General features: G+C 70.7%; 23 protein-coding genes. 18 read left to right on the top strand and 5 right to left on the bottom strand.

Annotated features, from left to right (window positions below; translation table 11 throughout):
* Positions 1 to 4939 (bottom strand): type I polyketide synthase (locus D7X74_RS19625; protein WP_120534504.1); only part of this gene is annotated, 4939 nt, incomplete at its 3' end.
* A 164-nt stretch (positions 4940 to 5103) separates the two neighbouring features.
* Between D7X74_RS19625 and D7X74_RS19620 the strand changes: the two genes are divergently transcribed.
* Complete coding sequence (locus D7X74_RS19620; protein ID WP_120534507.1) at positions 5104 to 6063, top strand: arginine deiminase family protein; 960 nt, start codon at positions 5104 to 5106, stop codon at positions 6061 to 6063.
* A gap of 21 nt (positions 6064 to 6084) precedes the next feature.
* On the opposite strand, the gene D7X74_RS19615 is transcribed toward D7X74_RS19620, so the two are convergent.
* Positions 6085 to 6678, bottom strand: a complete 594-nt coding sequence (locus tag D7X74_RS19615) for a tRNA-uridine aminocarboxypropyltransferase (protein ID WP_120534503.1) — start codon at positions 6676 to 6678, stop codon at positions 6085 to 6087.
* On the bottom strand, positions 6675 to 7223 hold the full coding sequence (locus D7X74_RS19610) for a hypothetical protein (RefSeq protein WP_120534506.1): 549 nt from the start codon (positions 7221 to 7223) through the stop codon (positions 6675 to 6677). Before D7X74_RS19610 ends, D7X74_RS19615 begins: the two co-directional genes overlap by 4 nt.
* A gap of 533 nt (positions 7224 to 7756) precedes the next feature.
* Between D7X74_RS19610 and D7X74_RS19605 the strand changes: the two genes are divergently transcribed.
* The 8 genes from D7X74_RS19605 to D7X74_RS19570 all read left to right on the top strand — a co-directional run bounded on the left by D7X74_RS19605 (position 7757) and on the right by D7X74_RS19570 (position 14360).
* Positions 7757 to 8338: an RNA polymerase sigma factor gene (locus D7X74_RS19605; RefSeq protein ID WP_120534502.1), complete on the top strand. Its 582-nt coding sequence runs from the start codon at positions 7757 to 7759 to the stop codon at positions 8336 to 8338.
* Positions 8335 to 8811 (top strand): anti-sigma factor, encoded by a 477-nt coding sequence (locus D7X74_RS19600; protein WP_120534501.1) that lies wholly within the window; start codon positions 8335 to 8337, stop codon positions 8809 to 8811. Before D7X74_RS19605 ends, D7X74_RS19600 begins: the two co-directional genes overlap by 4 nt.
* A gap of 162 nt (positions 8812 to 8973) precedes the next feature.
* Positions 8974 to 9822, top strand: a complete 849-nt coding sequence (locus tag D7X74_RS45055; protein ID WP_120534500.1) for a zf-HC2 domain-containing protein — start codon at positions 8974 to 8976, stop codon at positions 9820 to 9822.
* A 102-nt stretch (positions 9823 to 9924) separates the two neighbouring features.
* On the top strand, positions 9925 to 10116 hold the full coding sequence (locus D7X74_RS19590) for a hypothetical protein (protein WP_120534499.1): 192 nt from the start codon (positions 9925 to 9927) through the stop codon (positions 10114 to 10116).
* Between the two features lie 288 nt (positions 10117 to 10404).
* On the top strand, positions 10405 to 11748 hold the full coding sequence (locus D7X74_RS19585; RefSeq protein ID WP_120534498.1) for a M24 family metallopeptidase: 1344 nt from the start codon (positions 10405 to 10407) through the stop codon (positions 11746 to 11748).
* A 169-nt stretch (positions 11749 to 11917) separates the two neighbouring features.
* Positions 11918 to 12625 (top strand): hypothetical protein, encoded by a 708-nt coding sequence (locus D7X74_RS19580; RefSeq protein WP_120534497.1) that lies wholly within the window; start codon positions 11918 to 11920, stop codon positions 12623 to 12625.
* Between the two features lie 8 nt (positions 12626 to 12633).
* Positions 12634 to 13668 (top strand): CARDB domain-containing protein, encoded by a 1035-nt coding sequence (locus D7X74_RS19575; protein ID WP_120534496.1) that lies wholly within the window; start codon positions 12634 to 12636, stop codon positions 13666 to 13668.
* Positions 13669 to 13670: 2 nt separating this feature from the next.
* Positions 13671 to 14360 carry a hypothetical protein gene (locus D7X74_RS19570; RefSeq protein ID WP_147446623.1) on the top strand — a complete coding sequence of 230 codons (690 nt, stop codon included), beginning with the start codon at positions 13671 to 13673 and terminating at the stop codon, positions 14358 to 14360.
* Positions 14361 to 14367: 7 nt separating this feature from the next.
* Here D7X74_RS19570 and rtcR read toward each other — a convergent pair whose 3' ends face one another.
* Positions 14368 to 16005, bottom strand: a complete 1638-nt coding sequence (gene rtcR, locus D7X74_RS19565; protein WP_120534494.1) for an RNA repair transcriptional activator RtcR — start codon at positions 16003 to 16005, stop codon at positions 14368 to 14370.
* 146 nt (positions 16006 to 16151) lie between these two features.
* Between rtcR and D7X74_RS19560 the strand changes: the two genes are divergently transcribed.
* The 4 genes from D7X74_RS19560 (at position 16152) to D7X74_RS19545 (ending at position 19906) form a co-directional block, all read left to right on the top strand.
* Positions 16152 to 17387 (top strand): RtcB family protein, encoded by a 1236-nt coding sequence (locus D7X74_RS19560; protein WP_120534493.1) that lies wholly within the window; start codon positions 16152 to 16154, stop codon positions 17385 to 17387.
* 185 nt (positions 17388 to 17572) lie between these two features.
* On the top strand, positions 17573 to 18589 hold the full coding sequence (gene rtcA / locus D7X74_RS19555) for an RNA 3'-terminal phosphate cyclase (RefSeq protein WP_120534492.1): 1017 nt from the start codon (positions 17573 to 17575) through the stop codon (positions 18587 to 18589).
* A gap of 123 nt (positions 18590 to 18712) precedes the next feature.
* On the top strand, positions 18713 to 19570 hold the full coding sequence (gene mutM, locus D7X74_RS19550; RefSeq protein ID WP_120534505.1) for a DNA-formamidopyrimidine glycosylase: 858 nt from the start codon (positions 18713 to 18715) through the stop codon (positions 19568 to 19570).
* Between the two features lie 69 nt (positions 19571 to 19639).
* Positions 19640 to 19906 carry a hypothetical protein gene (locus D7X74_RS19545; RefSeq protein WP_199741857.1) on the top strand — a complete coding sequence of 89 codons (267 nt, stop codon included), beginning with the start codon at positions 19640 to 19642 and terminating at the stop codon, positions 19904 to 19906.
* 25 nt (positions 19907 to 19931) lie between these two features.
* Here D7X74_RS19545 and D7X74_RS19540 read toward each other — a convergent pair whose 3' ends face one another.
* On the bottom strand, positions 19932 to 20591 hold the full coding sequence (locus D7X74_RS19540) for a hypothetical protein (RefSeq protein WP_120534490.1): 660 nt from the start codon (positions 20589 to 20591) through the stop codon (positions 19932 to 19934).
* A gap of 107 nt (positions 20592 to 20698) precedes the next feature.
* Here D7X74_RS19540 and D7X74_RS19535 point away from each other — a divergent pair, with 107 nt between their 5' ends.
* The 5 genes from D7X74_RS19535 to D7X74_RS19515 all read left to right on the top strand — a co-directional run bounded on the left by D7X74_RS19535 (position 20699) and on the right by D7X74_RS19515 (position 25656).
* Complete coding sequence (locus D7X74_RS19535) at positions 20699 to 21805, top strand: PleD family two-component system response regulator (protein ID WP_120534489.1); 1107 nt, start codon at positions 20699 to 20701, stop codon at positions 21803 to 21805.
* Between the two features lie 100 nt (positions 21806 to 21905).
* Entirely contained in the window at positions 21906 to 22655 is a 750-nt protein-coding gene (locus D7X74_RS19530) for a YebC/PmpR family DNA-binding transcriptional regulator (protein WP_120534488.1), read from the top strand.
* 35 nt (positions 22656 to 22690) lie between these two features.
* Positions 22691 to 23269: a crossover junction endodeoxyribonuclease RuvC gene (ruvC, locus tag D7X74_RS19525; protein ID WP_120534487.1), complete on the top strand. Its 579-nt coding sequence runs from the start codon at positions 22691 to 22693 to the stop codon at positions 23267 to 23269.
* Positions 23266 to 23883 (top strand): Holliday junction branch migration protein RuvA, encoded by a 618-nt coding sequence (ruvA, locus tag D7X74_RS19520; protein ID WP_120534486.1) that lies wholly within the window; start codon positions 23266 to 23268, stop codon positions 23881 to 23883. The genes ruvC and ruvA overlap by 4 nt, the downstream gene beginning before the upstream one ends.
* A gap of 279 nt (positions 23884 to 24162) precedes the next feature.
* Positions 24163 to 25656, top strand: coding sequence for an ELWxxDGT repeat protein (locus tag D7X74_RS19515; RefSeq protein WP_120534485.1), 1494 nt, complete (start codon positions 24163 to 24165; stop codon positions 25654 to 25656).
* Positions 25657 to 25688: the final 32 nt, after the last annotated feature.

Raw genomic sequence — 25688 nt, 5'->3', positions numbered from 1 at the left:
CCGGGGTGTGGGGCCGGGGCCAGAAGCCGCCTTCGCGCAGCTCGGCCACGCTCTGGGCCACCACGCGCACGAGGGTGTCGAGGTCCGCGTCGGTGTGCGCGGTGGAGAGCATGCACGTGCGGCCCTCCCAGATGTAGATGCCCCGGTCGATGAGCTGGCTGAAGAACAGGTCCATCTCCAGCGGCTGGTAGAGGTAGCTGGAGTTGCCGGCCGAGGTGAAGCGGAGCACCGACCCGCCGTGCACCATCGTGATGGGGACCTGCTCGCGCTCGAAGACAGCGTTGATCCGCTCCGCGAGCTTCGCGGCCCGCTGGTTCAGGCGCTCCTGGAGGCCGGGCCCTTCGCGCTTCAGGTGCCGGAGGGTGGCGAGCGTCGCCGCCATCGTCAACGGGTGCTTGCAGAAGGTGCCGGCCGCGAAGGTCGTTCCCTGGACGGGATGGGACGCATCGCCATAGCGCCAGTCGCCCCCGTCGATGCGGTCCACGAAGCCGCCGCGATCGGCCACGACGCCCAGGGGCATGCCGCCGCCCAGGATCTTCCCGTACGTCGTGATGTCGGCCTCGATGCCGTACCACGCCTGCGCGCCGCCCGGATGGAGCCGGAAGCCGGTGATGATCTCATCGAAGATGAGGGGGACGTGTGCCTCGCGGGTCAGCTCCCGGAGGGTCTTCAGGAAGGCGCGGGGCTGCACCTGGGGGCGGCGGCTCTGCACCGGCTCCACGAGCACGGCGGCCAGTTCGTGCAGGTGTTCGCGGATGAGCTCCAGCGTCCGCTCCTCGCCATAGGGCAGCACGAGCACGTCGTCCGCGATGTGCTGGGCGACGCCGGAGGCCATGGGAAGCGACTGCGGCACGCCGCCGACCATGCGGCCCACGACCAGCGTCCCGTCGGAGTGGCCATGGTAGGACGACGTGAACATCACGATCTTCGAGCGCCCGGTCGCCGCGCGGGCCACGCGCAGCGCCGTCATCACCGCCTCCGTTCCGGAGTTGCAGAAGGTGACGCGCTTCATGCCGGTGAGTTCGCAGATGAGCTCCGCCGCCTCGCCCGCGAGATCCGACTGCGTGCCCAGCTCCATGCCCTGGGCCAGCCGCTGCTGCATCGCTTCGATGATGAACGGCGGGTTGTGCCCGAACAGGTGCACGCCGAAGCCCATGGACAGGTCGATGAACTCGTTGCCGTCCACGTCCCAGACGCGCGACCCGTGCGAGCGGGTGCTGACGATGGGGTAGCAGAGCTCCTTCACCTCCGGACGGAAGTTCATCTGCCAGCGCACGTCGCTCCACCGGCCGCGATGGCGGATCGCGTTCTGCTTCGAGCCCTGCGTGCGGCGCGTGTAGCGCGCGATGAAGGACTCCAGGAAGCGCTGCTGCTGGGGCGGAAGCTCCCGCTCGGGCTCCGCGTCCGCCGTGCCCACGGAGAAGGCCGCGGGACCGGTCGGCGCTGACGCGGGCCGCGCGGTCGTGACGGGGGCCACGGGCGGGGTCTCGGGACGCGGGGGCACCTCCACGCTGGGAACCGTCGCTCCCTTCGCGCTGAGCAGCGCCAGTTGCTGCTTCATCAACTGGAGCTGCACCTGGATGATCTGTTCCAGGGAACCTTCCGGTGCCTCGGTGGAAGCGGCCTGGGGCTCGGCGGCCTGGGGCTCCGCACGAGCGGTGCGCACGGGCGCGGCGGGCTCCGCGAAGGTGAAGCTGTCGGGCAGGGTCCGGTCCAGGTGGCCGGCCATGGCCTCCAGCGTGGTCAGCTCCTCGAAGACCTGGCGGATGGACAGCTTGAGACCGAAGAGCTTCTCCACGTTGCGGATGGCGTCCATCAGCACGATGGAGTCCGCGCCCAGCTCCAGGAAGGGTGTGTCCGGGCCCATCCGCTCCGGGGGCATTTGCAGCAGGCGGGCCACCATCGAACGGAGTGCGTCCTGGATCCGCGCGCGGCGGGACAGGGCGGGAGCGGTCGACGGGAGGGTCTTCTGCGGCGGGGCCACGGGATCCACGGAACGGTTCTCCAGCCAGCACCGCTGGCGCTCGAAGGGATAGGTCGGGAGCGGCACGCGCTGGCGCGCGGAGGAGCGGTCCACCTGCTTCAGGTCGACGAAGACGCCCCGGACGAACAGCGCGCCCAGGCTCCCCAGCAGCGTCCGCGCGTCGTCCTGGTGCTTCTTGAGGCTGGGCAGCCAGAGGTGCGCGCCCTCGGGCAGGCAGCGCTTCGCCATGCCGAGCAGCGTGTCGTTGGGGCCCAGCTCGATGAACACCGCCGGGCCCGCCTGGGCCGCGTGTTCGATGCTCTTGAGGAACTGGACCGGTTCGCGCACGTGGCGCCGCCAGTAGCCCGCGTCCGGCGCTGACTTCAGCACGGTGCCGGTGAGGTTGGAGATGAGCGGGAGGGACGGCGCCTGGAACGCGATGGCGCGCGCCGCCTGCTCGAACTCCGCGAGCATGGGGTCCATCCGCGCCGAGTGGAACGCATGCGAGACGGTGAGCGGACGCGAGTCGATGCTCCGCGCCTGCAGGCCCTCCACGCCCCGCTGCACCGCGAGCCGCGCTCCGGAGATGACGACATGGCGCGGGCCGTTGATGGCGGCGATCTCCACGTCTCGTTCATCCATCAGCGCCGCGCGCACCGTGGCCTCGTCGGCCAGCACCGCGGCCATGGTGCCATCCTGGGGCAGGGCCTGGATGAGGCGGCTGCGCGTCGCGAGGAGGCGCAAGGCGTCCTCCAGCCCGAGCACTCCCGCGACGTGGGCCGCGACGTACTCGCCCACGCTGTGTCCCATCACGGCGTCCGGCTTCACGCCCCAGGAGCGCCAGAGCTCCGACAGCGCATAGCCCAGCGCGAACAGGGCCGGCTGGCTGTAGCGCGTCTGGTGGATCCGTTCGGCGTCTTCGCCAGGGGCCGGATACAGGACGGACAACAGGGGCAAATCGAGGTGCGGGCGCAGCAGCGCATCACACCGCTCCAGCGCTTCACGGAAGACGGGCTCGCTGTCGAAGAGCTGGCGTCCCATGCCCGCGTACTGCGCGCCCTGACCCGGGAAGAGGAAGACCACCCGTGGCCGGGCGCTCCGCTGGACCTCGCCCTGGTGCTGGCCGGGGAGGGGGCGGCTGTTCAGGAACGCATCGAGCTGCGCGGACAGCTCCGGGAGGGAGCCCGCCGTGGTGCTGAAGCGGTGGGCCCAGGCGTCGCGTCCGGTGTTGGCCGTGAAGCAGACGTCCGCCAGTGCTGGCGCGTCCGGTGCGGAGAGCCGGGACTGATAGCGCTGGACCAGCTCGCGCAGGGCCGGCGCGGTCCGGGCCGACAGCGTCAGCAGGTGGTGCGCGCGCTCGGGAGCGGCCGTGGCGGTGGAGGCCCGGCGCGGGGCCTCGCCCACGATGACGTGCGCGTTGGCGCCGCCGAAACCAAACGAACTGAGCCCCGCGAAGCGCGCCCCTGTCTCCGACGTCCACGGCTCGCGGCGGGTCGGGATGTGGAACGCAGTCGGATCCAGCGAGACGTGCGGGTTGAGCGTGCGGAAGTGCACCTGCGGAGGGATCTCCGAGTGCTGGAGCGCGAGGACGATCTTCACCAGCCCCGCGATGCCCGCCGCCGACTCCAGGTGCCCGATGTTCGCCTTCACCGAGCCGACGAGGCAGCGCTGTTCGGCGCGGCCCCCGGGCCGAAGCGCGGCCTTGAGCGCCTCCAGCTCGATGGGGTCTCCCAGCGTCGTGCCGGTGCCATGTGCCTCGACGTAGCTGATATCTCCGGCGGACAGCCCGGCCTGCCGCAGCGCCTGCTGGATGACCTCCTGCTGCGCGAAGCCGTTGGGCGCGGTGAGCCCGTTGCTGGGCCCGTCATGGTTGACCGCCGAGCCGTGGACGACCGCGAGGATGGCGTCCCCCGCGGCCTGCGCGTCCGCCAGCCGCTTGAGCACGACGACGCCGCAGCCCTCGGAGCGCACGTAGCCATCCGCCGCCGCGTCGAAGGTCTTGCAGCGCCCGTCCGGCGCCATCATCCCCGCCCGCGAGAAGGCGATGTTGAGATCCGGGTTGAGGATGAGGTTCACGCCGCCCGCGAGCGCCAGGTCGCACTCGCCGACGCGCAGGCTCTGGCAGGCGAGGTGGAGGCCCACCAGCGAGGAGGAGCACGCGGTGTCCACCGCCATGCTCGGGCCCCTCAGTCCCAACAGGTACGACAGCCGGTTGGCCGCGATGCTGTGCGCGTTGCCCGTGCCCGCGTACGCGTCCAGCAGTGACGGGTCTCCGAACTGTCGCTGCGCGTAGTCGCTGCTGCTGATGCCCACGAACACGCCCGTGCGGCTGCCCCGGAGCGCGTGCGGCGCCTGCCCTCCGCGCTCCAGCGCCTCCCAGGCCACCTCCAGCAGCAACCGCTGCTGCGGATCCATCCGCGCCGCCTCATGGGGCGAGATGCCGAAGAACAGCGGATCAAACCCATCCACCTGCTCCAGGAACCCGCCCCAGCGCGTGTTCATCGTCCCGGGGTGCGTCGGATCCGGGTGGTAGTAGCGCTGCGTGTCCCACCGGTCGGCGGGGACTTCGGTGATGGCATCGCCGCCGCGCTGAAGCAGGCTCCAGAAGGCCTCCGGCGTGGGCGCCCCCGGGAAGCGGCACCCCAGCGACACGATGGCGATGGCGCCCTCCGAAACCGCCGCCGGAAGCACCTTCGCCGCCGGGCGCTCCGGCTCCGGGGCGCGCCCCAGGTGCAGGCTCACGGCGGTGATGGTCGGGTGCTGCCAGACGAGGGTGGGGGACACGTCCCGCCCCAGCCATTCGCCCAATTCCCCGGAGAGGAAGACCGCGTCCTTCGACGTCAGCCCGTAGTCGACGAAGGGCGTGTCCGCGTCGATGGCCTCCACGGCCAGGTCCGTGCTCCGAGCCACGTAGTCCCGCAACCACGCGACGAGTTCTTCCCGGGAGCGGACGGCGGACGGTGTCGAGGGCTTCATGTGGGTCAGGATGGACAGGTCGAAATTCCGCTACTGTTGGAATAAAAGACAAATCTAGTAATTGTCGTTTAGCATGGAGGACACTTCTAGGTGAACTGTCGGTGGAATCCTTGAGTTCCAAAAGGATTCGGGGCTGGGCGCTGCGGACCCACGGGTGGTTGCGGATGACGTTGACTGGAATCGAGTGCTGGTCGGAGTCGGCACAGCTGGAGTGCGTCGCGGTGTGCCGCCCGGCGACGCTCGAGGTCGCGACCGCGCTGGAGGCCTCCGCGGTGGGGTTCATTGGCGCTGTCTCCCGTCAGGAGGCGGAGGACGCCTCCGGCCGGCTGTGCGAGGCGCTGACCCGCTTCGGGTGCCGGCTCTTCGACCTGGGGGACTTCCTTCCGGAGTCCGCGCGCGCGGTGAGCGACGCCTCGGTGAACCGGGTGTTCGTGCGGGACACGGCCGCGGTCGTGGGCCGTCAGTTGGTGACGGGCACCGCGGCCTTCGCCGCGCGCATCGCCGAGTTCGACGCGACGCATGCGGCGCTGGCGGAGCTGATCCACGGCGGTCCACGCGAAGCGGCTTCGGCGGAGCGAGCCGGGGCCGGCCTGGAGTTCGGGGACGTCTTCCTGCTCGACGAGGCGCGGATCCTCGTCAACCTGGGGCTGCGCAGCGACGCACGCGCCCTCCAGGGGTTCGTGGACACGGCCTGGAGCGCGGGCTTCCAGGAGGTGGGGGCCGTCAGCATCCCCGAGCACCTGGGCATCATCCACCTGGACCTGGCCTTCAACGTGCTCGGGCCCCGGGCGGTGGTGGCCCGCTCGTTCCTGAAGCACCTGCCCGTGCGCGTGCTCACGCCGGGGCAGGCACCGCAGTGGGAGTCCTTCGAGGGCTTCTTCGCGCGGCGGGGACGCAAGGTCCTCCCGCTGCCCGCCTCCGAACCCCCGTGCTTCATCTCCAACTACATCTTCCTGGGCCCCCAGCTGCTGCTGGCCTCGCAGAGCGCCGCGCCGCGACTCAAGCCGCTGGTGAAGGAACTGGGCATCGAGGTGGAGGGCGTGGACATCGCGGCGCTTGAACGGGGCAACGGCAGCGTCCGGTGCCTCACGCTGCCGCTCAAGCGCCGCGCGACCGCCTCCTGAGCGGGCCGCCCGGAGCGGACCTCAGAGGTAGTCCACCCAGCCCAGCCGCCCGCGGCTCGCGAGCACGCGTTCAATCATCAGCTCGTGCAGCGTGAGGAGCGGCTTCGCCACGTCCTCGCCCTCCAGCCGCGCGAGCGCGCCGGCCATGGCCTCCAGCGTGGACATCCCATCCGGGTGCGGCGGACGGCGCAGGCGGCGGGAGTCCGGAGACGGCGGGGGCAGCCGCATCCCCGGCAGGCGCCGCAGGCCGGGGACGCGCTGCACCATGCGCCGGGCCTGCGCCCAGCTTCCGTCGATGATCACGAGCCGCCGGGGCAGGGGACCTTCGGCCTCCGGCGCGTCGGGGAACAGCAGCCACGTGTCCGAGCCGTCCCCCAGCACCGACGCATCGAAGGGCTGACCGGGCGCGCCATAGGACACGATGCTGCAGCGGGGCAGGGCCAGCGCCGCGATGCGCGCGGTGTTGGTGCTCTTCTCCGCCTCCTTGTTGTGGCGGATGACGAGCAGCTCCGTGCGCGTGGGCACGACGGGGACCTGCGCGCACAGACACCACGCCGCGGGCAGGTAGCACCGCGCACAGCGACCCGCGAGGTCCTCCGGGGTCCGGGACCTCATTTCGCCGTGCGGTAGCGCTCCATCAGTGTCCGCGCCTCCCGCAGCTTCTCCTCGACGAAGCGGTCATCCGCGTCCGGTTCGTACTCCGCGTCCGGCGGATCCAACTGGAACAGGGCGGACAGGCTCGCGGGGGCGACCTCCAGCCACTCGGAGGTGCGGTTGAGCGCGGCCTGCCGGCGTCCGGCGAAGGTCTCCGGCCCGTCCTCCGGGCCACAGCGACAGATGCGCGCCGAGTCCCCCGACACGTCCACGTAGAGGCCCAGCACCTCCGCGTCCACCTCCGCCGCCAGCGCGCAGGTAGCCTCGCTGACGTAGGCGGCCATGGCCTGCGCCGCCGAGCGCTCCGTGAGCGAGCGCACCAGGTACACCTGCCACCCGGCCTCCGTGAGCGCGCCGGCCTCGGTGAGGGGGGCCAGCTCCGCGGGGGGGGCCTGGATGCGCGACAACAGCCGACGCACCGGGACCTCCAGCCGCTCGAGCCGGGCGTTCGACGCGGGGCAGAAGAAGACCACGCGGTACTCTCGGCTGTCGGCGGCGGTTTCCATGGGCATACGGCTGTGCCCAAGAGGACCAAAGGACTCCCCACGCACGCAAGGGGGAGTTTGGGCCTGGAACGCTTCTCTTCCTCCCCGCCGCCCTTGAAGGCCCGGCGCCCGGGCCCGCGGGCGTCCGCCCCGATGCGGCGAAACAGGAATTCCAGGGGGGACCGTTCCAGCCGACCTGACAGGCCGTGCCACGGCGCGTGACGCACCAGGAGGGTCGCTCCGTGACGTGTCACGGCATCCCATCCGCGGCGGCGAAATTCGGCCGGAACCCGCGAGGGGCTGGTGCATGCTGGAGCCCGTTCCCGCTTCGGGCGGGGCATGGAACACCCGGAGGCATGGCGCACCCATGGAGAGGAATTGATCCGGGAACACATGGATGTCTGTCTATTCCATGCAAGGAATTGGCGTCTGGTTGAAGTGTTCCAGCCGCACTGCCAGTTGCGTTGCCAGAAGAAGCGTCCTGGCGCTTGTCGCATCCGTGAGAAAAAAAGAATCCGACCCTCGGCGTTCTCTGAGGGAAGGGAGGCGGTCGCATGGTGCCAGGGAGGGAGGAGCCCCCTGTCCGGGAGGGCTCTGGAGGGGAATTCGCCGCTTTCGCGATCCGCCATCAGCCGGTGCTGGTCGCCATCGCGCGCAACGTCTGTGGGCGCAATGCCAGTGATTGTGACGACCTGGTGCAGGACGTGCTGTTGCGGGCGCTCCTGCAATGGGAGCGTCTCAAGCGCTGGCCGGAGCCGGCGCGGCGGGCGTGGCTGGTGCGCGTGCTGCACAACCGGTTCCTGGATCAGTGCCGGCGGCAGGGCGCTGAGACGGACCGGAGGGTGGATCTGCACAACGTCCACATGCTCTTCGAGGATCCGGAGGACGCGCCGGAGCCCGAACAGTGGGAGTGCGTCACGGAGGATGAGTTGCGCCAGGCGGTCGCCCGGCTCAATGAGAAGCTGCGTCAGGCGTTCGAACTGCATGCGCGCGGCCTGCGCCATGCGGAGATCGCCCGTCGGATGAACACCCCCAGCGCGGGAACGGTGGGCACGTGGCTCTTCCACGCCCGCCGCCGCCTCAAGGCCATGCTCCACGACACGGCGGAACGCCGCCGCCAGGAGAGGGAACGATGAGCACCGCGTGTGAGGACCTGCGGCCCCTTTTGGATGGGGAGCTGGCCCCGGAGGACCAACGCCGCGTTCGCGGTCACCTGGCGGGTTGCGAGGCGTGCGCCGCGCGCTTCCATGACCTGCTGCAACTGGAGGTGCTGGCGAGGCTGGCGCTGGAGGACGCCGCGGAGAGCGAGCGCTGGGTGTCCGCCCGGCGGGTGCGCGAGGACGTGCCGGGCTCCTGGGACGAGGACGTGCCGGCGAACTGGCCCGGCGACGCCCTCGCGGCCGACGCGCCCCCACCGCCCGAGCACCTGGAAGGACGCGCCTGGCACCAGGGCGCGCGCCGCTTCCGTCGCCGCTGCCCGGGCTGCGCCTCCTGCTGCCCGTGGTTCGCGGAAGGCGAGAAGGTGGAGGCCCTCAGCGCTCCCCGGTGGCCCTGCCCGCGCGCCAGCCGCGCCGGTGGGACGCTGCTGCGCCCCCGGCCGCGCCGCTGACCCGTTTCCCCCCGCACCGCCTGCGCTTCCCGGGCACCTCACGGGCAGAGCAGGCGGGCGGGCACAGCGCATTTTTCTTGTGCGAACGGCACCAAGGATTCCCCCCGCTCGCGTTTCGAGAGTGACGGGAGGCGGCAACCCGACCACGGGCTGCGACGCGCGATGGACCTCTGGTGCAAGAAGCTCTACCGGTTCCTGGATGGCGAGCTCGAGTCGGGTGACGAGGAGCGCTTCCGGCTCCACCTGGCCCTCTGCCGCGCCTGCGCCAGCGGTCTGCATGATGCGATGCAACTGGAGATGCTCAGCGTCCAGGCCCTCTGTGGCGCGGTGGCCCACAACGATGCCCCCGCGCCTCCGGAGGAGTCCCGATCCACGGTCCGCTTCGCCAGTCTCCGGGGCTGGAAGGGCCAGGTGCTGGGAGCGTTCGTGGCCATGGGCCTGGGTGCGCTCTGTGCGTTCCTGTCCACGCCGGGCCTCTCTTGGGGGGACACGTGGCATGCCGACGCGTCCGCGCGGGGGATGGAGGCGCGCATCGCCTATCCGGCCGCGGACCGCTACCTGCCCTATGTCCCCGCCAGGACGGGCACCCCGGAGAAGGCGGCCCTGCTGACGGAGCCCCCCGTGTCCCTGCGGACACTGGCGGAGATGGAGGATCAGGGCGACCTGCACGGCATCGCGGCGGCCTACCTCGTGCGTGGCGAGCTGCGTCAGGCCGCGGACTTCCTGTCGCGCAGCGCGCCCTCGGTGGACCGGGACTGCGACTGGGCGGTGCTGGCGATGGCGGCGGGCAACCTGGAGGGCGCGCTGCACATCCTGGAGGGCGTGCTGCGTGAGGTTCCGGACCATCCCCAGGCTCAGTGGAACCGGGCGTTGGTGCTCCGGGCGCTGGGCCACCCGCTCCAGGCGGCGGAGGCCTTCGAAGCCGTGGCGCGTCAGGGGGAGCCGGGGTGGAGCGAAGAGGCCGGAATCCGGGCCCGCGCCCTGCGGGCCGGCGCGCACCCTCCGAATTGAATGGGGAGCAACCCAAGGATTTTGCCGATCGGCGTCTAATTATCGAGGCACGGTGAGCGGCGGCGACGGTGGAAATGCAACACCGCACCCAGGGGGGACGCGATGTATCGCATCGAAGCGTGGAGCCAGGGGGACGGCGCGATGTGGGCGCTCGGTACCAACGGGGGCGCGGAAGTGCGGACGGAGGGCGAGGCCCGGGGATTCCAGGGGCCTGGGGCCAACGCCGAAGGGGATGAGGACGTGTCGACCTTCGACTTCGAGGAAAGCGACCTGGAGCTGGTCGCCAGCTACTGACGTCACGGCGCGCGCGCGGTTTGGGTGTCCGCGCTCCACGGCGGCCTTCGGGGGAGGGCCGCCCACTTCTAGAGGATCCGCCAGCCCGTACGATCTGGGCGGATCCGGGTGTCCCGGACCGGGGGGGACGGGACCCGGAAGTGCGAGGGAGCGGGGAAGCCCGAGCGGGTGAGCAAGCAGGCTGCGCCCCAGGTCCTTCGCTCCCGGAGCCTTGAAGGTTCCGGGGGCGGAGGACTTCGGTTGAGCGCGCTACGCTCCAGGCCCTCATCCCGACCCGGAGTTCCCGACATGAAGTGCCCACGTGTGGCCCTGTGGCCCTTGCTGGGGTGCTGGATGGCCTGCGCCACCGCGCCCGTCCGAGCCCCCGTTTCCGAACCGCCGGCCCTGGTCCCGACACCGTCGCGGGCGCTGGCCCTGCGCGAGTCCTGGCTGACCGAGCGCCACGGGCTGCTGCTCGACATGATGCGCCGTCACGGCGTGGGCATGTGGGTGGTCGTCAACGAGGAGTTCCACGACGATCCCCTCACGGGCTGGGTGGCCCCGCCGCTGCCCTACGCGGGCAACCGCGACGTGTTCGTCTTCGTGGACGCGGGCGACGCGGGCCTGAAGCGGATCGCGCTGACGGGCTACGCCACGGAGGTCGTGAACCGCTTCTTCGAGCGGCCCGACGAAGCACGCAAGCCGCAGGAGGTGCTCGCGGAGCTGGAGGCGAAGTACCACCCGCGCACCATCGCGCTGGGCATGGGCGGCAAGCGCGGGGTGACGCGCAGCCTGACGCATGACTCCTACCAGTGGCTGGCGGAGGCGTTGGGCCCCCAGGCGCAAGCGCGCTTCGTGAGCGCGGCGCCGCTCATCGAGGAGTACCTGGACACGCGGCTGCCCGAGGAGTTCGCGCCGTACCGCGACCTGGTGGTGCTGACGGAGTCGCTGGTGAAGCGGGCGCTCTCCAACGAGGTGGTGGTGCCCGGCAAGACGACGGTGGGCGAGGTGCGCCGCTGGCTGTACGACGCGCTGTGGCAGGCGCGCGTCACCACGTGGTTCGAGCCGGACCTGCGCGTGCAGCGGCAGGGGATGAAGGACGGCTTCTCCCGCGGGTTCCTGGCGGTGGCGGACGAGGCGGTGGTCATCCAGCGCGGGGACCTGGTGCACGTGGACTTCGGCGTCACGGCGCTGGGGCTGAACACGGACTGGCAGAAGATGGCCTACGTGCTGCGGGACGGAGAGCGGGACGTGCCGGAGGGGCTCAAGCGCGCGCTGGCGAACACGCACGCGCTCCAGGACGCGCTGATGCTGCGCGCGTCGCGGCCGGGGCGCTCGTCCGCGGACGTCTACGACGCGACGATGGCGGAGATGAAGCAGAAGGGCATCGAGGCCAAGGTGTACAGCCACCCGCTGGGAGCGCAGGGCCATGCGTTGGGCGCCTCCATCGACTTTCGCGCGGCCTCGCGCCAGGACGCGCCCCGGGTGTTGCGCAAGGGGTCATACCTGGCGGTGGAGCTCAACACCGTCACCGCCGTGCCAGAGTGGGGTGGGCAACAGGTGGCGGTGATGCAGGAAGATCCGGCGTACCTGACGGACGAAGGATGGAAGTTCTTCGTACCCCGGCAGGACGCCTTCTATCTCATCCATTGACGACACGAAGGGAGCGGACGTGATGCGCGCAGGCAGGCCATGGACGACATTCGGACGGAAGGGCCGGACGCGCTTCGCGCTGGCGCTCCTGAGCGGCGCGGTGGGGTGTGCTTCTCCCGTGGGAGACGACGCACCGCCTGAGACTTCCGCGCGACAGGAGCGCCCCCTGGTGGCGGAAGAAACGCTCCGGCCGCCGCACGCGGTGGACAGCCTGTTGAGCCTGCTCGACCAGACGGCCGCGGTGGTGGAGGGGGACGTCACGGACCTGCGCTCCGAGTACTCCCCACGCACGGGCCCGTGGACGGTGGTGACGTTGGGGGACGTGCGGACGCATCTGGGGGAGGCGCCCGGGGAGCTCCGGCTCAAGCAGGTGGGCGGGTTGCTGCCGGACGGCCGTCAGCTCGTGGTGAGCCACGTGCCCCGCTTCGTCCGGGGGGCGCGCTACGTGGTGTTCCTGCGCAACACCGGATGGAGCCTGTCGCCGGTGCTCGACGAACAGGCCTTCCGCGTGGAGTCGGTGGGCGGGCGCGAGGTGCTGGTGGGCGCCGAGGGCGGACTCGTGTCCGGCCTGGGGTCCGCGGGCGTGCGGCAGACGGCGCCGGTGTTCGAGACGGTGGACCTGACGGGCGCGCGTCCGGCCCTGCGCGCGGGCGTGGAGGCCGCGGTTCCGGAGGCGCTGGGACGTGAGGCGTTCGTGTCCCTGCTGCAGAACCACCTGCGTGCGCGGGGACTCAGCGTGACGGGGGCGTTCCGCGAGGAGCCGGTCGTCACCGCGTCGGCGCTGTCCGTGTCGGTGACGCCCGCGTCCGGGCAAGTTCCGGCGAAGGGTCTCACTCCCTCCCAGCCCGAGCGGGACATCCCGCCCGGTCGGCCTTGAGGTCCACCATGAAGACACTTGCCTTGAAGAACATGGGACTCGCGGGCTTCGTCGCGGTGCTGGCGCTGGTGGGGCTGGAGGCGCGGGCCGCCGCCTGGGACACGTGCAATGGCTCGCCGGTGAAGTGGTACTCCGGGCCGGTCGTGTACCGGAACCGGTGCAGCATCCCGGACTCCGGCAACGTGAACACGGCGTACTGGAACGGGCTGAGGCAGTGGGACGACCTGTCGCACATCGTCAGTGGCTTCAACGTGAATCCGGCGACGGACTGCGCGTTGGACCACAGCGACGGTCAGAACGAGATTGGCCTGTGCGACCGGGCAGCCATCGACGGGAACAACGGGGTGACGTACTCCACGGTGGGCGTGTGCTTCATCGGGAGCAACGGCATCGACGAGGCGGACGTCTGCATCGCCAGCGACCTGGACTTCACGCCGCGCACCGGGAACGCGTTCGGCACGTCGGGCCGGAGCACGTTCGTGCACGAGGCGGGGCACTTCTTCGGCTTCAAGCACGAAGGAGGGCACAGCATCCTGCGCACGTCGCCGCCGCACCTGGTGACAGGGGGCTATGAGTCCTCCACGCTGTGGCCGACGAACGCGCAGGGCATGCGCGACCTGTATGGCTATTCGCTGACGAAGCCCAACCTGTTGCCCGCCGCGATGGGCGTGGTGGGGGATGTGGCGCAGACGTTGGATCCCGCGCTCACGCGTTCTGTGTGCCGCAACACGGCGACGACGGTGAAGTTCTACGTGGGCAACCTGGGCAACGCGGCGACGGGGACGTATTCGATGCGCGTGCGCCTGAGCCCGACGGCGCCGCCGCTCGGGTACAGCGAGTCCTCGAACGTCGTGGCCACGTTCAGCCACTCGATGGGGGCCTTCGCGGAGGGCACCTATTCGCTGGGCTTCACGGTGCCGGCCGCTCTGCCCTTCAACACGTACTACGTCTACCTGGACCTGGATCCGGCCGGCGCGGTGGATGAGCTGCGGGAGAACGACAACACCACCGTCAGCGCGATGCTCCTGCGGGTGGAGTGCTGAGCGTGCGGACAGGGGCCCTGATGGCGCTGTTGCTCGTTGGGGCCTGCGCGAAGCCGAAGGAGGAACGGGCGCGACCGGTGGAGACGCTCACCGCCGCGCCGGTGTCCCCCGCGAAGTCCGCGGCCCTGAAGGCGCCCGAGCGTCCCCAGCCGCCGGGCGCCGTCTTGGTGAGGACAGACGCGGGCACCTTCGAGGCTCCCTCCGTGCGGCTCATCGCCACGTTCACGGAAGGGGCCGCGCCTGCGACGTTGGAGGTCGCGCTGAGTGCACAAGCGGAAGACGGACGTCATTGGGCGGTGCTGGTGCCTGTCGAGCCCATGTTCCCGGAGAAGAAGCACGCCACGGCGCGGCTGACGACGAAGCCCCTGCGGGTGGGGATGGCTTCCGCGGAGGTCCGCACTCCGTCCGGTTCTCTGCTGCTCGCGAATGATGGGACGGTTGAGCTGGAGGTCACCGGACGCGAGGCGCGCGGCACGGTGCGGACGAAGGAGGCTGGCCTGTCAGCATCGTTCCAGGGGCCACTCTCCATTGAGTGCATGGTGCCGGCCGCGTGGTTGCAGCAGGCGGATGGGAAGGAATCACCTGGGGCGCCCGTGCCGGTGGCCGCGCCGTCCGCGCAGGCTTCGGCGGTCGTGCCTGACGAAGCCCAGAGCACGGCGCGGTGTCGTGACTTGAAGGCGCACTTCCGCTGAGCGTGCGTCAATCCGCGTCCTGACCCGCCCGCCCGCTCACGTCCGCCCAGGTGAGCCCGAAGCGGGTCAGGTACTTCCGCAGCCGGTCCGCGTCATTGACGCTCTTCTTCTGCGCGCGCGACTGCGCGAACAACGCCCGGCCCGCGTCCGACAGCGAGCGCGCCGAGCGACACACGCCCACCACGTCCGCCAGTTGCACGCGGTCGAACCGATCCAACTCCGCCGCGCGCACCGGGCCCAGCACCTCCGCCAGCACATCCTCCGTGCCCGCCGTCGCGGCCCCCGCCGGCCGCCACTGCGTGCGCAGCCGCTCCAGCTCCTCCTCCACCACCTCGCGCGTCATCCGTCCCCCGTTGGCCAGGGTGGACATGCGCAGCACGGCCGCGTTGAGGTCGCGGAAGTTGCCATTCCACCGTCCCTCCGGCGACGTGGCGAAGCGCAGGAAGTGCTCCTGGGCTTCCTTGCTCATCGTCACCCGCGTCCCCAGCGCCTGCGAGGCCTGATCCAATTCGAAGAGCAGGTTGGGCGCGATGTCCTCCGGGCGCTCGCGCAGCGCGGGCAGTCGGAACGTCCACAGGTTGATGCGCGCGAGCAGGTCCTCGCGGAAGCGGCCCCGCTCCACATCCAACTGGAGGTCGCGGTTGGTCCCGGCGATGAGCTGGAAGTCGCTCTCCACCTCCTTGTCCGCGCCCACGGGCAGGAACCGCTTGTCCTCCAACGCGCGCAGCAGCATGGCCTGCTCGTCCGCGCCCAGCTCTCCAATCTCATCCAGGAACAGCACGCCCCCGTGCGCCTGTCGCATCAACCCTGGCCGGTCGCCCACCGCGCCCGTGAAGGACCCCTTCACATGGCCGAAGAGCGTGGACATCGCGCCATCGCCGCGCAGCGTGGCGCAGTTCAGGTCCACGAACGGGCCCGCCACCTGGTTGCGCGCCTTCTTCAGCGCGTAGATGCGCCGGGCGAGCTGCGACTTGCCCGCCCCCGTGGGCCCCGTCAGCAGGAGCGGCGCGCGGGACTGCACCGCCACCTGCTCGATGCGCTCGATGAGCCGGTTGAAGGCGGCGTTGTGCGTGTCGATGCCGGACTTGAGGAAGGACAGGCCTTCGCGCTGTTGCTGCCGGAATCTCGCGGCCAGCGTGTCGTAGTTCGACAGGTCCAGGTCGATGATGGCGTGCGAGCCCGTCGCCGAGCGCTTCCCCGCGTTTCCCGGCGACGTCTGCACCAGCCGCCCCGGAATCAGCCGGCTCTCCACCAAGAGGAACATGCAGATCTGCGCGATGTGCGTGCCCGTGGTGATGTGCACCAGGTAGTCCTCTTCTTCCGGATGGAAGGGGTGTGCGCGCACGTGATCCAACAGCGCGCCGTACGTCTCCTCCAGGTTCCACGGGTCGCGGATGGGCAGGGACGTCAGCCGCACCTCCGTCTCCGGTGACACCTGGGCGATGTCCTCCTGAATCCCCGTGGCCATGGACGCGGCCCGGGGTGGGTGCAGCAGCTCCAGCCGGTGCACCACCAGGTCCTCCTGCTGGCACAGCGCCACCGTGGGCCGCCAGCGCGTCCACCGCTGCGTCCCCGACCCCGTGTCCAGCGTCGTCCCCAGCATCCCGAACACGACCGTCCGGCGCACCTTCGCTTTTTGAGCCATCAGGATAGGTATTTATCCCATGGGATAGGGATTTCCACCCCCGACCAGGAGCCCCACCCGGAAACAGCGTTGGCACGGCGGCTGCTCTAGCTCCCCCCCGTGACCGGGACGAAAGAGCCCGGGCGAACGACCGAAAGGTGCAGGCCATGAACCGCGAGAACACGAACTACGAAGTGCTGTCGGACGAAGCGGGTCGCCCCATCAAGGCGTGGACGGTGGGTGTGCCGTTCGAGGACGAGGCGAAGCAGCAGCTTCGCAACCTCCGGGGCCTGCCCTTCATCCACAAGTGGGTCGCGGTGATGCCGGACGTGCACCGCGGTTACGGCGCGACGGTCGGGAGCGTGGTGCCCACGGTGGGTGCGGTGGTGCCGGCGGCGGTGGGCGTGGACATCGGATGCGGGATGATCGCCGTGCGCACGACGCTGCGCGCGGATCAGCTGCCGGACTCGCTGCGCGGGGTGCGCTCGGCCATCGAGGCGGCCGTTCCCCACGGCCGTACCGACAACGGCGGCCGTAACGACCGGGGTGCCTGGAAGGATGCTCCCGCGACGCATACGGCCGCGTGGGCGTCGCTCGTGACGGGGTACGAGCAGATCGTCGCGAAGCACAAGCACATCGGCCGTGGGCCGCAGCTGGGTCACCTGGGAACGCTGGGAACCGGGAACCACTTCATCGAGCTGTGCCTCGATGAGTCGGATGGCGTGTGGCTGATGTTGCACTCCGGGTCGCGCGGGGTGGGTAACCGCATCGGGAGCTACTTCATCGAGTTGGCGAAGAAGGACATGAGCCGCTACCACATCCACCTGCCGGACGCGGACCTGGCGTACCTGCCGGAGGGGACGGAGCACTTCGACGACTATGTGTTCGCGGTGAGCTGGGCGCAGGACTTCGCGGCGATGAACCGCGAGCTCATGATGCGCTCGACGGTGGAGGCGCTGAAGACGAGCGGTGAGTTGCCTCCGTTCGAACTGGCCGAGTCGGCGGTGAACTGCCACCACAACTACATCTCGCGCGAGCACCACTTCGGAAAGAACTGCTTCGTGACCCGCAAGGGCGCGGTGCGGGCGCGTGAAGGCGACATGGGAATCATCCCCGGCAGCATGGGGGCGCGTTCGTACATCGTCCGTGGGAAGGGGAACGCGGATGCCTTCCACTCGTGCAGCCACGGCGCGGGCCGCGTGATGTCGCGCACCGAGGCGAAGAAGCGCTTCTCGCTGGATGACCACGCGAAGGCGACCGAAGGCGTGGAGTGCCGCAAGGACGTGGACGTGATTGACGAGACGCCGGCCGCGTACAAGCCCATCGATGCCGTGATGGCGGCGCAGGCGGACCTGGTGGAGGTCGTCCACACGCTCAAGCAGGTGGTGTGCGTGAAGGGATAGCCGACGCAGTCCTTCCCACCCGCCGTCCAGCCGAGGTCCCCATGCCGGGATGACGATGCCGAGGCGCCCGTTCCCCCCAAGAGGTCCCGCAAGGGCCGTTAGGGTGGGGGAGCGGGCGCCGCTATTTTTTATCAGGGATGGGATGCTGCATCCGTCCGCGAGCGCCACGAAGGAGCACGACGCACATGGTTCGCATCGATGGTTCACAGGGTGAGGGGGGCGGCCAGGTGCTGCGCACCGCGCTGGCGTTGTCGCTGGTGACGGGGACTCCGTTCGAGATGATCAACGTGCGCGCCGGCCGCGACAAGCCGGGCCTGCTGCGCCAGCACCTCACCGCCCTCAAGGCCGCGGAGGCCGTGGGCGCCGCGGAGGTGATGGGCGCGGAGCTGCGCTCGACGCGGCTGTCCTTCCACCCGCGCGCGCTGACGGCGGGCAACTACCACTTCGCGGTGGGCTCGGCGGGCAGCGCGACGCTGGTGCTCCAGACGGTGCTGCCCGCGCTCCTGCACGCGGAAGGTCCGTCCACGCTGATGCTGGAGGGCGGGACGCACAACCCGGCGGCGCCGCCGTTCGACTTCCTGGAGAAGACGTACCTGCCGCTGCTCAACCGCATGGGGCCGCGCGTGGAGGTGACGCTGGAACGCCCCGGCTTCTATCCGGCCGGCGGCGGGAAGTTCCGCGTGAACATCCAGCCGGCGAAGTTGCAGCCGCTGCACCTGATGGAGCGCGGCCGGGTGCTGCGGCGCGAGGCGGTGGCCCAGGTGGCGGCCATCCCCTTCGACGTGGCCCGGCGCGAGCTGGAGACCGTGGCGGGCGTGCTGAAGCTGCGGGAGGACCAGCAGCGGCCGGAGGAGCTCAAGCGCGCCTTCGGTCCGGGCAACGTGCTGCGCGTGGAGGTGGAGAGCGAGCACGTGACGGAGGTGTTCACCGGCTTCGGTGAGCGCGGCAAGCGGGCGGAGCTGGTGGGCGAGCAGGTCGCCGCCGAGGTGAAGCGCTACCTGGACGCTGAAGTCCCCGTGGGCGAGCACCTGTGCGACCAGCTGCTGTTGCTGCTCGCGCTGGCGAAGGGCGGCAGCTTCCGCACCCTGGCACTGGATGGCCATGCGTTCACGCAGCGCGAGACGATGGCCCACTTCCTGGACGTGAAGATCGACGTCCGCGAGGTGGCGCGCGACGTGTGCGACGTGACGGTGCGCGGCTGATTCATGACAGGGCCTCGTCCGGCCGGCTGCCTGGCGGACGAGGTGTCCTCCCGAGCGGGGGACAACCCGTGACGTTACCTGGAGTCCTTCCTACGTTGGTGACTCGTGGGGGAGGATTCACGCGTGGCGGAAGTCCCTGAGGTCGAAATCATCGTCCGCGATTTGAAGCAGGCCGTGGTGGGCCGCCGCTTCGTGGATGCGCAGGTGCTGGTGCCCACGGCGGTGCGCTTCGCCTCGCCGGAGGACTTCATCCAGAACCTGCGGGGCAGGCGGGTGCTCTCAGCGGACCGCCGCGCCAAGTTCATGCTGCTGACGCTGGATGACGGGCAGACGTTGGCGTTGCACTTCATGCTGTGGGGCGAGCTGGCGCTCCGGCCCGTGGGAAGTGAGCGGCCCCCGGCGACGCTGGTCATCCTCACGCTGGAGGGCAATGAGGAACTCCAGCTCACCGACACGCTGGGTTACGCGCGTGTGGCGTTGGGCCCGACCCAACTGCTGGCCTCCCAGTTGAAGCTGGCGGAGCTGGGGCCAGAGGCGCTCGACGACACCTTCACCCCGGAGCTGCTGGCCCAACTGCTGCGCCGTCGCCGCAGTCCGCTCAAGACGGTGCTCCTGAATCAGCGCGTGCTCGCGGGGCTGGGCAACCGTGACGCGGACGAGAGCCTGTGGGCGGCGGGCATCGATCCCAGGCGGCTGGCCTCGTCGCTGTCGCCCGCGGAAATCCTCAAACTGCACCGGGGCATCAGCGACGTGCTGGAAGAAGGACTGCGCCTGCGCGGTACGCAGCGCGACCTGTTCGGCGTGCAGGGCAAGGCGCTGCACCGGCGCAACATCTTCGGCAAGACGGGGGCCCCGTGTCCTCGCTGCACCACGCCCGTGTCGCACCTGCGCATCGGCGGTCGCAATACGCACTGGTGCGCGCACTGCCAGCCCGCGGACGGCCCCGCCCCCGACGCTCCCGCCCAGACGTCACTGCTCTGACGAGGCGTCCGCGCGGACCTCATCGCTGCGAACAGCAGCCCTGCCAGTCCCGAGCGTGCGAGCCCCTCAATGCGCTGGTATGAAACGGGCGTGTCCGACGTTCCCGCCGCCACGCCCCTGCCCCTCGACGAAGCGCTGCTGCGCGCGAGCGAGGAGAACGCGCTCCCCAGCTACTACCAGTCCAGCGTGCGCCCGCTGCTACGCGACCCGGAAGGGCGCTGGCCTTCGTGCTGTGGCGGAGGCTGCGAGCCGTGCGCGCAGACGCTCACTCGGGTCGCCGTGCGCGCGTTGGAGCTGATGGGCACGCCCCGCCAGAGCCCGCTGCCCGACTTCTAGGCCTGGGAGCCGACTCCCCGGGTCGTCAGAACAACCGGGTGCCCAATCCCACGCGCGCGTTGAAACCCAGACGCGTATGCCCCGCGCCGGCGCGCTCCTGGAATGTCTCCACGCCCAGTTGCCCCGCCGCGAGCAGCGACAACCCGCTGCCCAGGTACACCTCCACGCCCGCGCCGCCCAGGGCCTGGAAGCGCCGCTGCTTGTCGCCCGTGAGTCCCAGGTCGATGGGCAGGTCCACCAATCCCAGCAGCGCCACGGTGTCCGCCACCCGGTAGCTCGCGACGAGCCCCGGCAGGATGCGCACCAGCACGCCGGAGAAGTTGTCCGCGTCCATGTGCGTGGCGCCCGAGTTGAGCACCAATCCCACGCCCAGCGTCGGCGCCAGCTGCAACGCTCCCCGCCGCAGCACCTCCTTGCGGCCCAGCACCTCCAGCGACGCGCCCAGCTTGAACCAGTCGAAGCGCCCGCGCGCCTCCATCTCGAAGCCGCCAATGCCCTGACGGAACCCCACGCCCACCTCCGGCGCGCCCGTGTAGCCATAGAGCGCCGTGGCGCCCGCGGGCAGCATCACCGGCGCCACCACCGAGCCCAACGGGTCCTCACTGGAGAACGCGGGCCCGGAGTCCTGGGCGGAGGACACGGCGGGCACGACGAGGAAGGTCAGCAGCAGGACGAGGCGCGTCATGGGCGCGCACCCTAGCGTGAGAAACACGATGGCCAAAACCCAACGATTCCAGGGACTTGGGGGCAGGTTGTGCATTCGGCTCGGTTCCCTGGAAGAATGGGGAATCCATGGTTGCCTACCTCCACTCCGCGCCCTCCACCGCAGCGTCCACGCCCTCCGGAGGTCGCTCCGCACTCGACCTGTCGGGTGAGGTGGCAGGAGGCTCCGTGCTGGTGGTGGGCGAGGTGTCGCGTCCGGAGGTGACGGAGGCGCTCCGCGCGGAGGGCTTCGAGCCCGTGCACGTGGAGGGCATGCGCGACGCGTTGGCGCGACTGGCCTCCGCGGAGGCTCTGCCCCGGCTGGTGGTCATCGACGCGGAGCTGCCGGACGGGGATGGCTTCAGCCTCTGCGGGTTGCTCCGGGCGGACGCGAAGGTGGAGCACCTCCCGGTGTTGCTGGTGGCGCGTCAGCAGGAGGAGTTCCACCGCGACCTGGCCGCGGGCGTGGGCGCGGACGAATACCTGGTGGAGCCGGTGGACGCCCGGGACGTGGCGGTGCTCGCGCGGCTCAAGGCGGGACGGCGCGGCGAGCAGGACGTCTACGACGCGCACACCGGGAGGCTGCCGCTGGTGCACCTGGTGCGCGCGCTCCTGTCCGGCGTGCGCTCGGGGCGGGTGACGCTGTCGGAGGACACGGGCGCCTTCACCTTCCGCCACGGCCTGCTGGTGGACGCGTCCTTCCACGGCGAGCGCGGCAGCCTCGCGTTCCGGCGCCTGCTGTGTTTCGGCGCGGGCGGCTACACGGTGACGTTCGGGCCGGAGCTGCACCGGGGCTCCTTCTCCATGGACCGCGCGTACCTGTGCGAGCAGGTGGTGCCGGACCTGGAGCGCTTCGAGGTGCTGCGCGTCCGGGGCCTGCCCCTGGCGGCGCGGCTCACGGTGGACTTCAACCGGCTGGCGCGCGAGCTGCCCACGCTGCCGGAGGACGTGGAGCAGGTGGTGCGGCTCTTCGACGGCCGGCGCACCGTGCGCGCGATGCTGCTGGAGTGCCGCTTCCCGGAGGCGCTGGCCTACGAGGCGGCCACCCGGCTGTTCATGCTGGGCGTGCTGGTGCCCGCCATCCTCGTGGAGGAGCGCGAGCGCGCCCGGGAGTCCGCCGGCCCGCCGCGCCTGTTCGAGCCCGCCCCGCTGACGGGGGATGCGCCGGCTTCCGAGCCCGAGCCCACGGCGTCGTGAGCGTTTGACTCGGGCGGCCTGCTCGGGGCACAAGGCCGGGGACGTGGGCCCTCACGGGGTCCATCCTTCTTCCGAGCCGAAGTGAGCCGAAGCCGCCGCCATGTCCGGTCACAACCGATGGTCGAAGATCAAGCGCCAGAAGGCCGCGATGGGTGCGACCAAGGGCAAGCTCTACTCCAAGCTCATCAAGGAGCTGACCGTCGCCGCGCGTCTGGGCGGCGGTGACCCCTCCGGCAATGCCCGGCTGCGCGTGTCCATGGGCCAGGCGCGCGAGGCGAACATCCCCCGCGACAGCATCGACCGCGCCATCAAGAAGGGCACCGGCGAGCTGGAGGGGGCCTCGTACGAGGAGGTGACGTACGAGGGCTACGGCCCCGGCGGCGTCGCGCTCATCATCGAGTGCCTCACCGACAACCGGAACCGCTCCGCCAGCGACGTGCGCAACCTCCTGAGCAACCACGGTGGAAACCTGGGCGCGGAGGGCGCGGTGGGCTGGATGTTCCACAAGAAGGGCGTCATCGTGGTGAAGCCCGGCCCCAGCGAGGACCAGGTGATGGAGCAGGCCCTGGAGGCGGGCGCCGAGGACGTCGTCGACCAGGGCCCGGACGGCTTCGAGGTGCGCACCGTGCCGGCGGACCTGCACGCGGTGGGCTCGAAGCTGGAGGCCGCGGGCCTGCCCCTGGGCGAGCAGAAGTGGACCTTCGTGCCGCAGAACACCGTGAAGGTGGAAGGCGACAACGCGAAGCGCATGTTGAAGCTGATGGACGCGCTCGACGACAACGACGACGTGCAGCAGGTGCACGCGAACTTCGAAATCGACGAGTCCCTGATGGAGTCGCTGTCCGCGTAAGGCCCCTCTTGGGCGCGTGGGAAAGGAACGGGCCGGTGCGCGTGCTCGGCGTGGACCCTGGCAGCCGCTTCATGGGCTTCGGGGTGGTGGAGGAGAAGAAGGGGAAGCTTTTGCACCTGGGCCACGGCGTCATCAAGGTGCCGGAAGGCGCGCCCCTGGCCGAGCGCCTGAAGGAGCTGCACGCCGCGCTGTGCGCCGCGCTCGCGCGCTATCAGCCGGAGGCCGTGGCGGTGGAAGGGCTCTTCACGCACCGCAACGCGCGCAGCGCCCTGGTGCTGGGCCATGCGCGCGGCGTGGCGCTGCTCGCGGCGGCGCAGGCGGGCCTGACGGTGCACGAGTACGCGCCCGCCAGCGTGAAGAAGTCGGTGGGCGCCAGCGGCGCGGGCGGCAAGGACGCGGTGTCCCGCATGGTGCGCACGCTGCTGGGCGTTGATGAAGCGACGTTGGAGCGCGCGGATGCCAGCGACGCGCTCGCCGTGGCGCTGTGCCACCTCAACCATTTCCGCGTGGGCCTGCCCCGCGCGTCGGCGCCCGCGAACGGCAAGCGCAAGGGGGCCGCGTCGGTGCTCGCGGACCGGCTGTCGTCCGCGTACAAGCGCCCGGAGGCCCGATGATCGCTCGGCTGCGTGGCAACGTGTTGGAGAAGGGAGCAGAGGACGCCGTCATCGACGTGCAGGGCGTGGGCTACCGCGTGAACCTCTCCTCCCTCGCGCTGGGCAAGCTGCCCGCGGAGGGCCAGCCGGTGGACGTGCGCATCCGCACCGTGGTGCGCGAGGACGCCTTCGACCTGTTCGGCTTCCTCTCCGTGCCGGAGGAGGAGCTCTTCCTGCTGCTCAACAGCGTGTCGCGCATCGGCCCGCGCATGGCCCTGGGCGTGCTGTCCGGCATGGAGGTGGGGGAGCTCATCGCGGCGCTGTCGCGCGGTGAGGTGAACCGGCTCGCGAAGATTCACGGCGTGGGCAAGAAGACCGCCGAGCGGCTCGTCCTGGAGCTCAAGGACAAGGTGAAGAACATCCACGCCGAGGCCGTGGCGCGCGGCACCGCCGCACCCGTGCCCGCCGCTCCCACTGGCACCAAGGCCGACCTCATCTCCGCCCTGCTCAACCTGGGCTACAAGCAGCCCCAGGCGGAGAAGGCCGCGGACGTCGTCACCGAACGGCTGGGCCCGGACGCCACCTTCCAGGTGCTCTTCCGCGAGTCCCTCAAGGTCCTGCGCTCCACTCCCTGAACAGCGCGTCACCCCCCAGGGCAAGACGCGGTGCATCTTGGGACACGAAGTCCTTGGAAAATCCGCGCAAGTCTTATTCCCCTACGAAGTCGCGGACGTCGCCCGCCCGACGGCCTGCGCGTTCGTTGGATGCCATCCGCGATCCACGAAGCCCGGCTCACGACAAACCCAAGCGATGACGGCGTCTGGGGCGCTGGCCCGTTTCATTAAAAATATCAATTTACAGTAGGGGTGCGGGGGTCCGCGGAGGATCGCACTGCGCCTGAGGAGGCGTGTGTGATGGAGGCGTGGCGTGGTGTGTCGCTCTTCGTGCTGATGCTCTCCGGTGGGTTCGGAGTGGGGTGCGGTCCGGAGGCAGGGTGGGAAGCGGAAGTGCCGGGTGGAACGTCGGTGGCGGTGCAGGAGGCGTCCCTGGGGAGTGGTGGGGCCCAGCCCTGTGGTCGCTCACCGCTTTCAGTGGGTGACCTTCAGCCGGGCATGGAGGGGTCGAGTCCGGAGTCGCTGGTGCCGGTGGGCGTGCAGCTCTTCTACGCCGCGGATGACGGAGCCTCCGGGCGCGAGCTGTGGGTGACGGACGGGAACGAGCGCGACTCCCGGCGGGTGACGGACCTGCGGCCCGGGCCCGCGGGCAGCACCCCGCGCTTCCTCACGCGGGTGGGCGGGCGGCTCTTCTTCGTCGCGGACGACGGGGCGCACGGGCCGGAGCTGTGGCGCACGGACGGCACGTCGCAGGGCACGGTGCTGGTGGCGGACATCCGGCCGGGAGCGGCGGGCAGCGCGCCGGACAACCTGACGGTGGTGGGCGCTCGGCTATACTTCACCGCGGATGACGGCGTGCGTGGCCGCGAGCTGTGGAGCACGGACGGCACCGCGAAGGGCACGCAGCTGACGCAGGAGTTCGCGCCCGGGCCCGCGTCGCTCTTCCTGGACGACCTGACGGAGTGGAACGGGCGGCTGGCGCTGGTGGCGTACGGGGACATGTCCGTGACGCTGTGGGTGACGGAGGGCGGCACCGGCACCGCGAAGGTGTTCTTCCGGGGCCCGGCGCAGACGGTGCTCTTCGCGCTGACGCCGGTGGGCCTCGACCGCCTCTTCTTCCTCGTGGACGGGGGCCTGGGCGAAGCGGACCTCTGGGTGTCGTGGGGCCTGCCCCTCCTCACCTTCCCGCTGCGGCACTTCCCGGGGGACTACCCGTCGGAGCTCACGCCCATGGGCAACGCCGTGTACTTCATGGCCGGCGCGGAGGGCTTCTTCGGCGAGCCCGGTGACCACCGCTTCGGCGGCGAGCTGTGGAAGAGCGACGGCACGCTCCTGGGCACCCGGCGGGTGAAGGACGTGAATCCGGGGCCGGCGGGCTCGCTCCCGTCGGGGCTGACGGCGTTGGACGGGCGGCTGTACTTCGCGGCGGATGACGGCGTGCACGGCCGCGAGCTGTGGAGCACGGACGGCACGTCGCAGGGCACGGTGCTGGTGCAGGACCTGGAGCCCGGGCCCGTGGGCAGCACCCCCACCGCGCTGGCGGCGACGGACGGCTGGCTCTTCCTCTCCGCGGCGACGGCGGAGCGGGGCCGCGAGGCCTGGTACTCGGACGGCACCCCGGGCCGCGTGCAGTCCCTGCGCGACATCGCGCCCGCCGAACTGGGCTCCAACCCCCGGGGCTTCGTGCGCTCCGGAGGCTACGTCTTCTTCGTCGCCACCCACCCGGACCAGGGCGAGGAGCCCTGGGCGCTGCCCTTCCTCCTCATGGGCCGCTGTGGCCAGGGGGCGGGCTGAGGCTCACGCCGCGCGCCGCACCGCGGGGGTGG

Origin of the sequence: Corallococcus sp. CA047B, from assembly GCF_003612065.1 — a bacterium.
GTDB classification, from domain to species: Bacteria; Myxococcota; Myxococcia; order Myxococcales; family Myxococcaceae; genus Corallococcus; species Corallococcus praedator.
The sequence above is the reverse complement of the archived record's forward strand: the minus strand, read 5'-3'. Positions and strand labels throughout refer to the sequence as shown.

Excerpts from the sequence above, each read along its gene's own strand:
- D7X74_RS19620 (WP_120534507.1), top strand. The coding sequence starts at position 5,104 with ATGACGTTGACTGGAATCGAGTGCTGGTCGGAGTCGGCACAGCTGGAG.
- D7X74_RS19615 (WP_120534503.1), bottom strand. The coding sequence starts at position 6,678 with ATGAGGTCCCGGACCCCGGAGGACCTCGCGGGTCGCTGTGCGCGGTGC.
- D7X74_RS19610 (WP_120534506.1), bottom strand. The coding sequence starts at position 7,223 with ATGGAAACCGCCGCCGACAGCCGAGAGTACCGCGTGGTCTTCTTCTGC.
- D7X74_RS19605 (WP_120534502.1), top strand. The coding sequence starts at position 7,757 with ATGGTGCCAGGGAGGGAGGAGCCCCCTGTCCGGGAGGGCTCTGGAGGG.
- D7X74_RS19600 (WP_120534501.1), top strand. The coding sequence starts at position 8,335 with ATGAGCACCGCGTGTGAGGACCTGCGGCCCCTTTTGGATGGGGAGCTG.
- D7X74_RS45055 (WP_120534500.1), top strand. The coding sequence starts at position 8,974 with ATGGACCTCTGGTGCAAGAAGCTCTACCGGTTCCTGGATGGCGAGCTC.
- D7X74_RS19590 (WP_120534499.1), top strand. The coding sequence starts at position 9,925 with ATGTATCGCATCGAAGCGTGGAGCCAGGGGGACGGCGCGATGTGGGCG.
- D7X74_RS19585 (WP_120534498.1), top strand. The coding sequence starts at position 10,405 with ATGAAGTGCCCACGTGTGGCCCTGTGGCCCTTGCTGGGGTGCTGGATG.
- D7X74_RS19575 (WP_120534496.1), top strand. The coding sequence starts at position 12,634 with ATGAAGACACTTGCCTTGAAGAACATGGGACTCGCGGGCTTCGTCGCG.
- rtcR (WP_120534494.1), bottom strand. The coding sequence starts at position 16,005 with ATGGCTCAAAAAGCGAAGGTGCGCCGGACGGTCGTGTTCGGGATGCTG.
- D7X74_RS19560 (WP_120534493.1), top strand. The coding sequence starts at position 16,152 with ATGAACCGCGAGAACACGAACTACGAAGTGCTGTCGGACGAAGCGGGT.
- rtcA (WP_120534492.1), top strand. The coding sequence starts at position 17,573 with ATGGTTCGCATCGATGGTTCACAGGGTGAGGGGGGCGGCCAGGTGCTG.
- D7X74_RS19545 (WP_199741857.1), top strand. The coding sequence starts at position 19,640 with ATGCGCTGGTATGAAACGGGCGTGTCCGACGTTCCCGCCGCCACGCCC.
- D7X74_RS19540 (WP_120534490.1), bottom strand. The coding sequence starts at position 20,591 with ATGACGCGCCTCGTCCTGCTGCTGACCTTCCTCGTCGTGCCCGCCGTG.
- D7X74_RS19535 (WP_120534489.1), top strand. The coding sequence starts at position 20,699 with ATGGTTGCCTACCTCCACTCCGCGCCCTCCACCGCAGCGTCCACGCCC.
- D7X74_RS19530 (WP_120534488.1), top strand. The coding sequence starts at position 21,906 with ATGTCCGGTCACAACCGATGGTCGAAGATCAAGCGCCAGAAGGCCGCG.
- ruvA (WP_120534486.1), top strand. The coding sequence starts at position 23,266 with ATGATCGCTCGGCTGCGTGGCAACGTGTTGGAGAAGGGAGCAGAGGAC.
- D7X74_RS19515 (WP_120534485.1), top strand. The coding sequence starts at position 24,163 with ATGGAGGCGTGGCGTGGTGTGTCGCTCTTCGTGCTGATGCTCTCCGGT.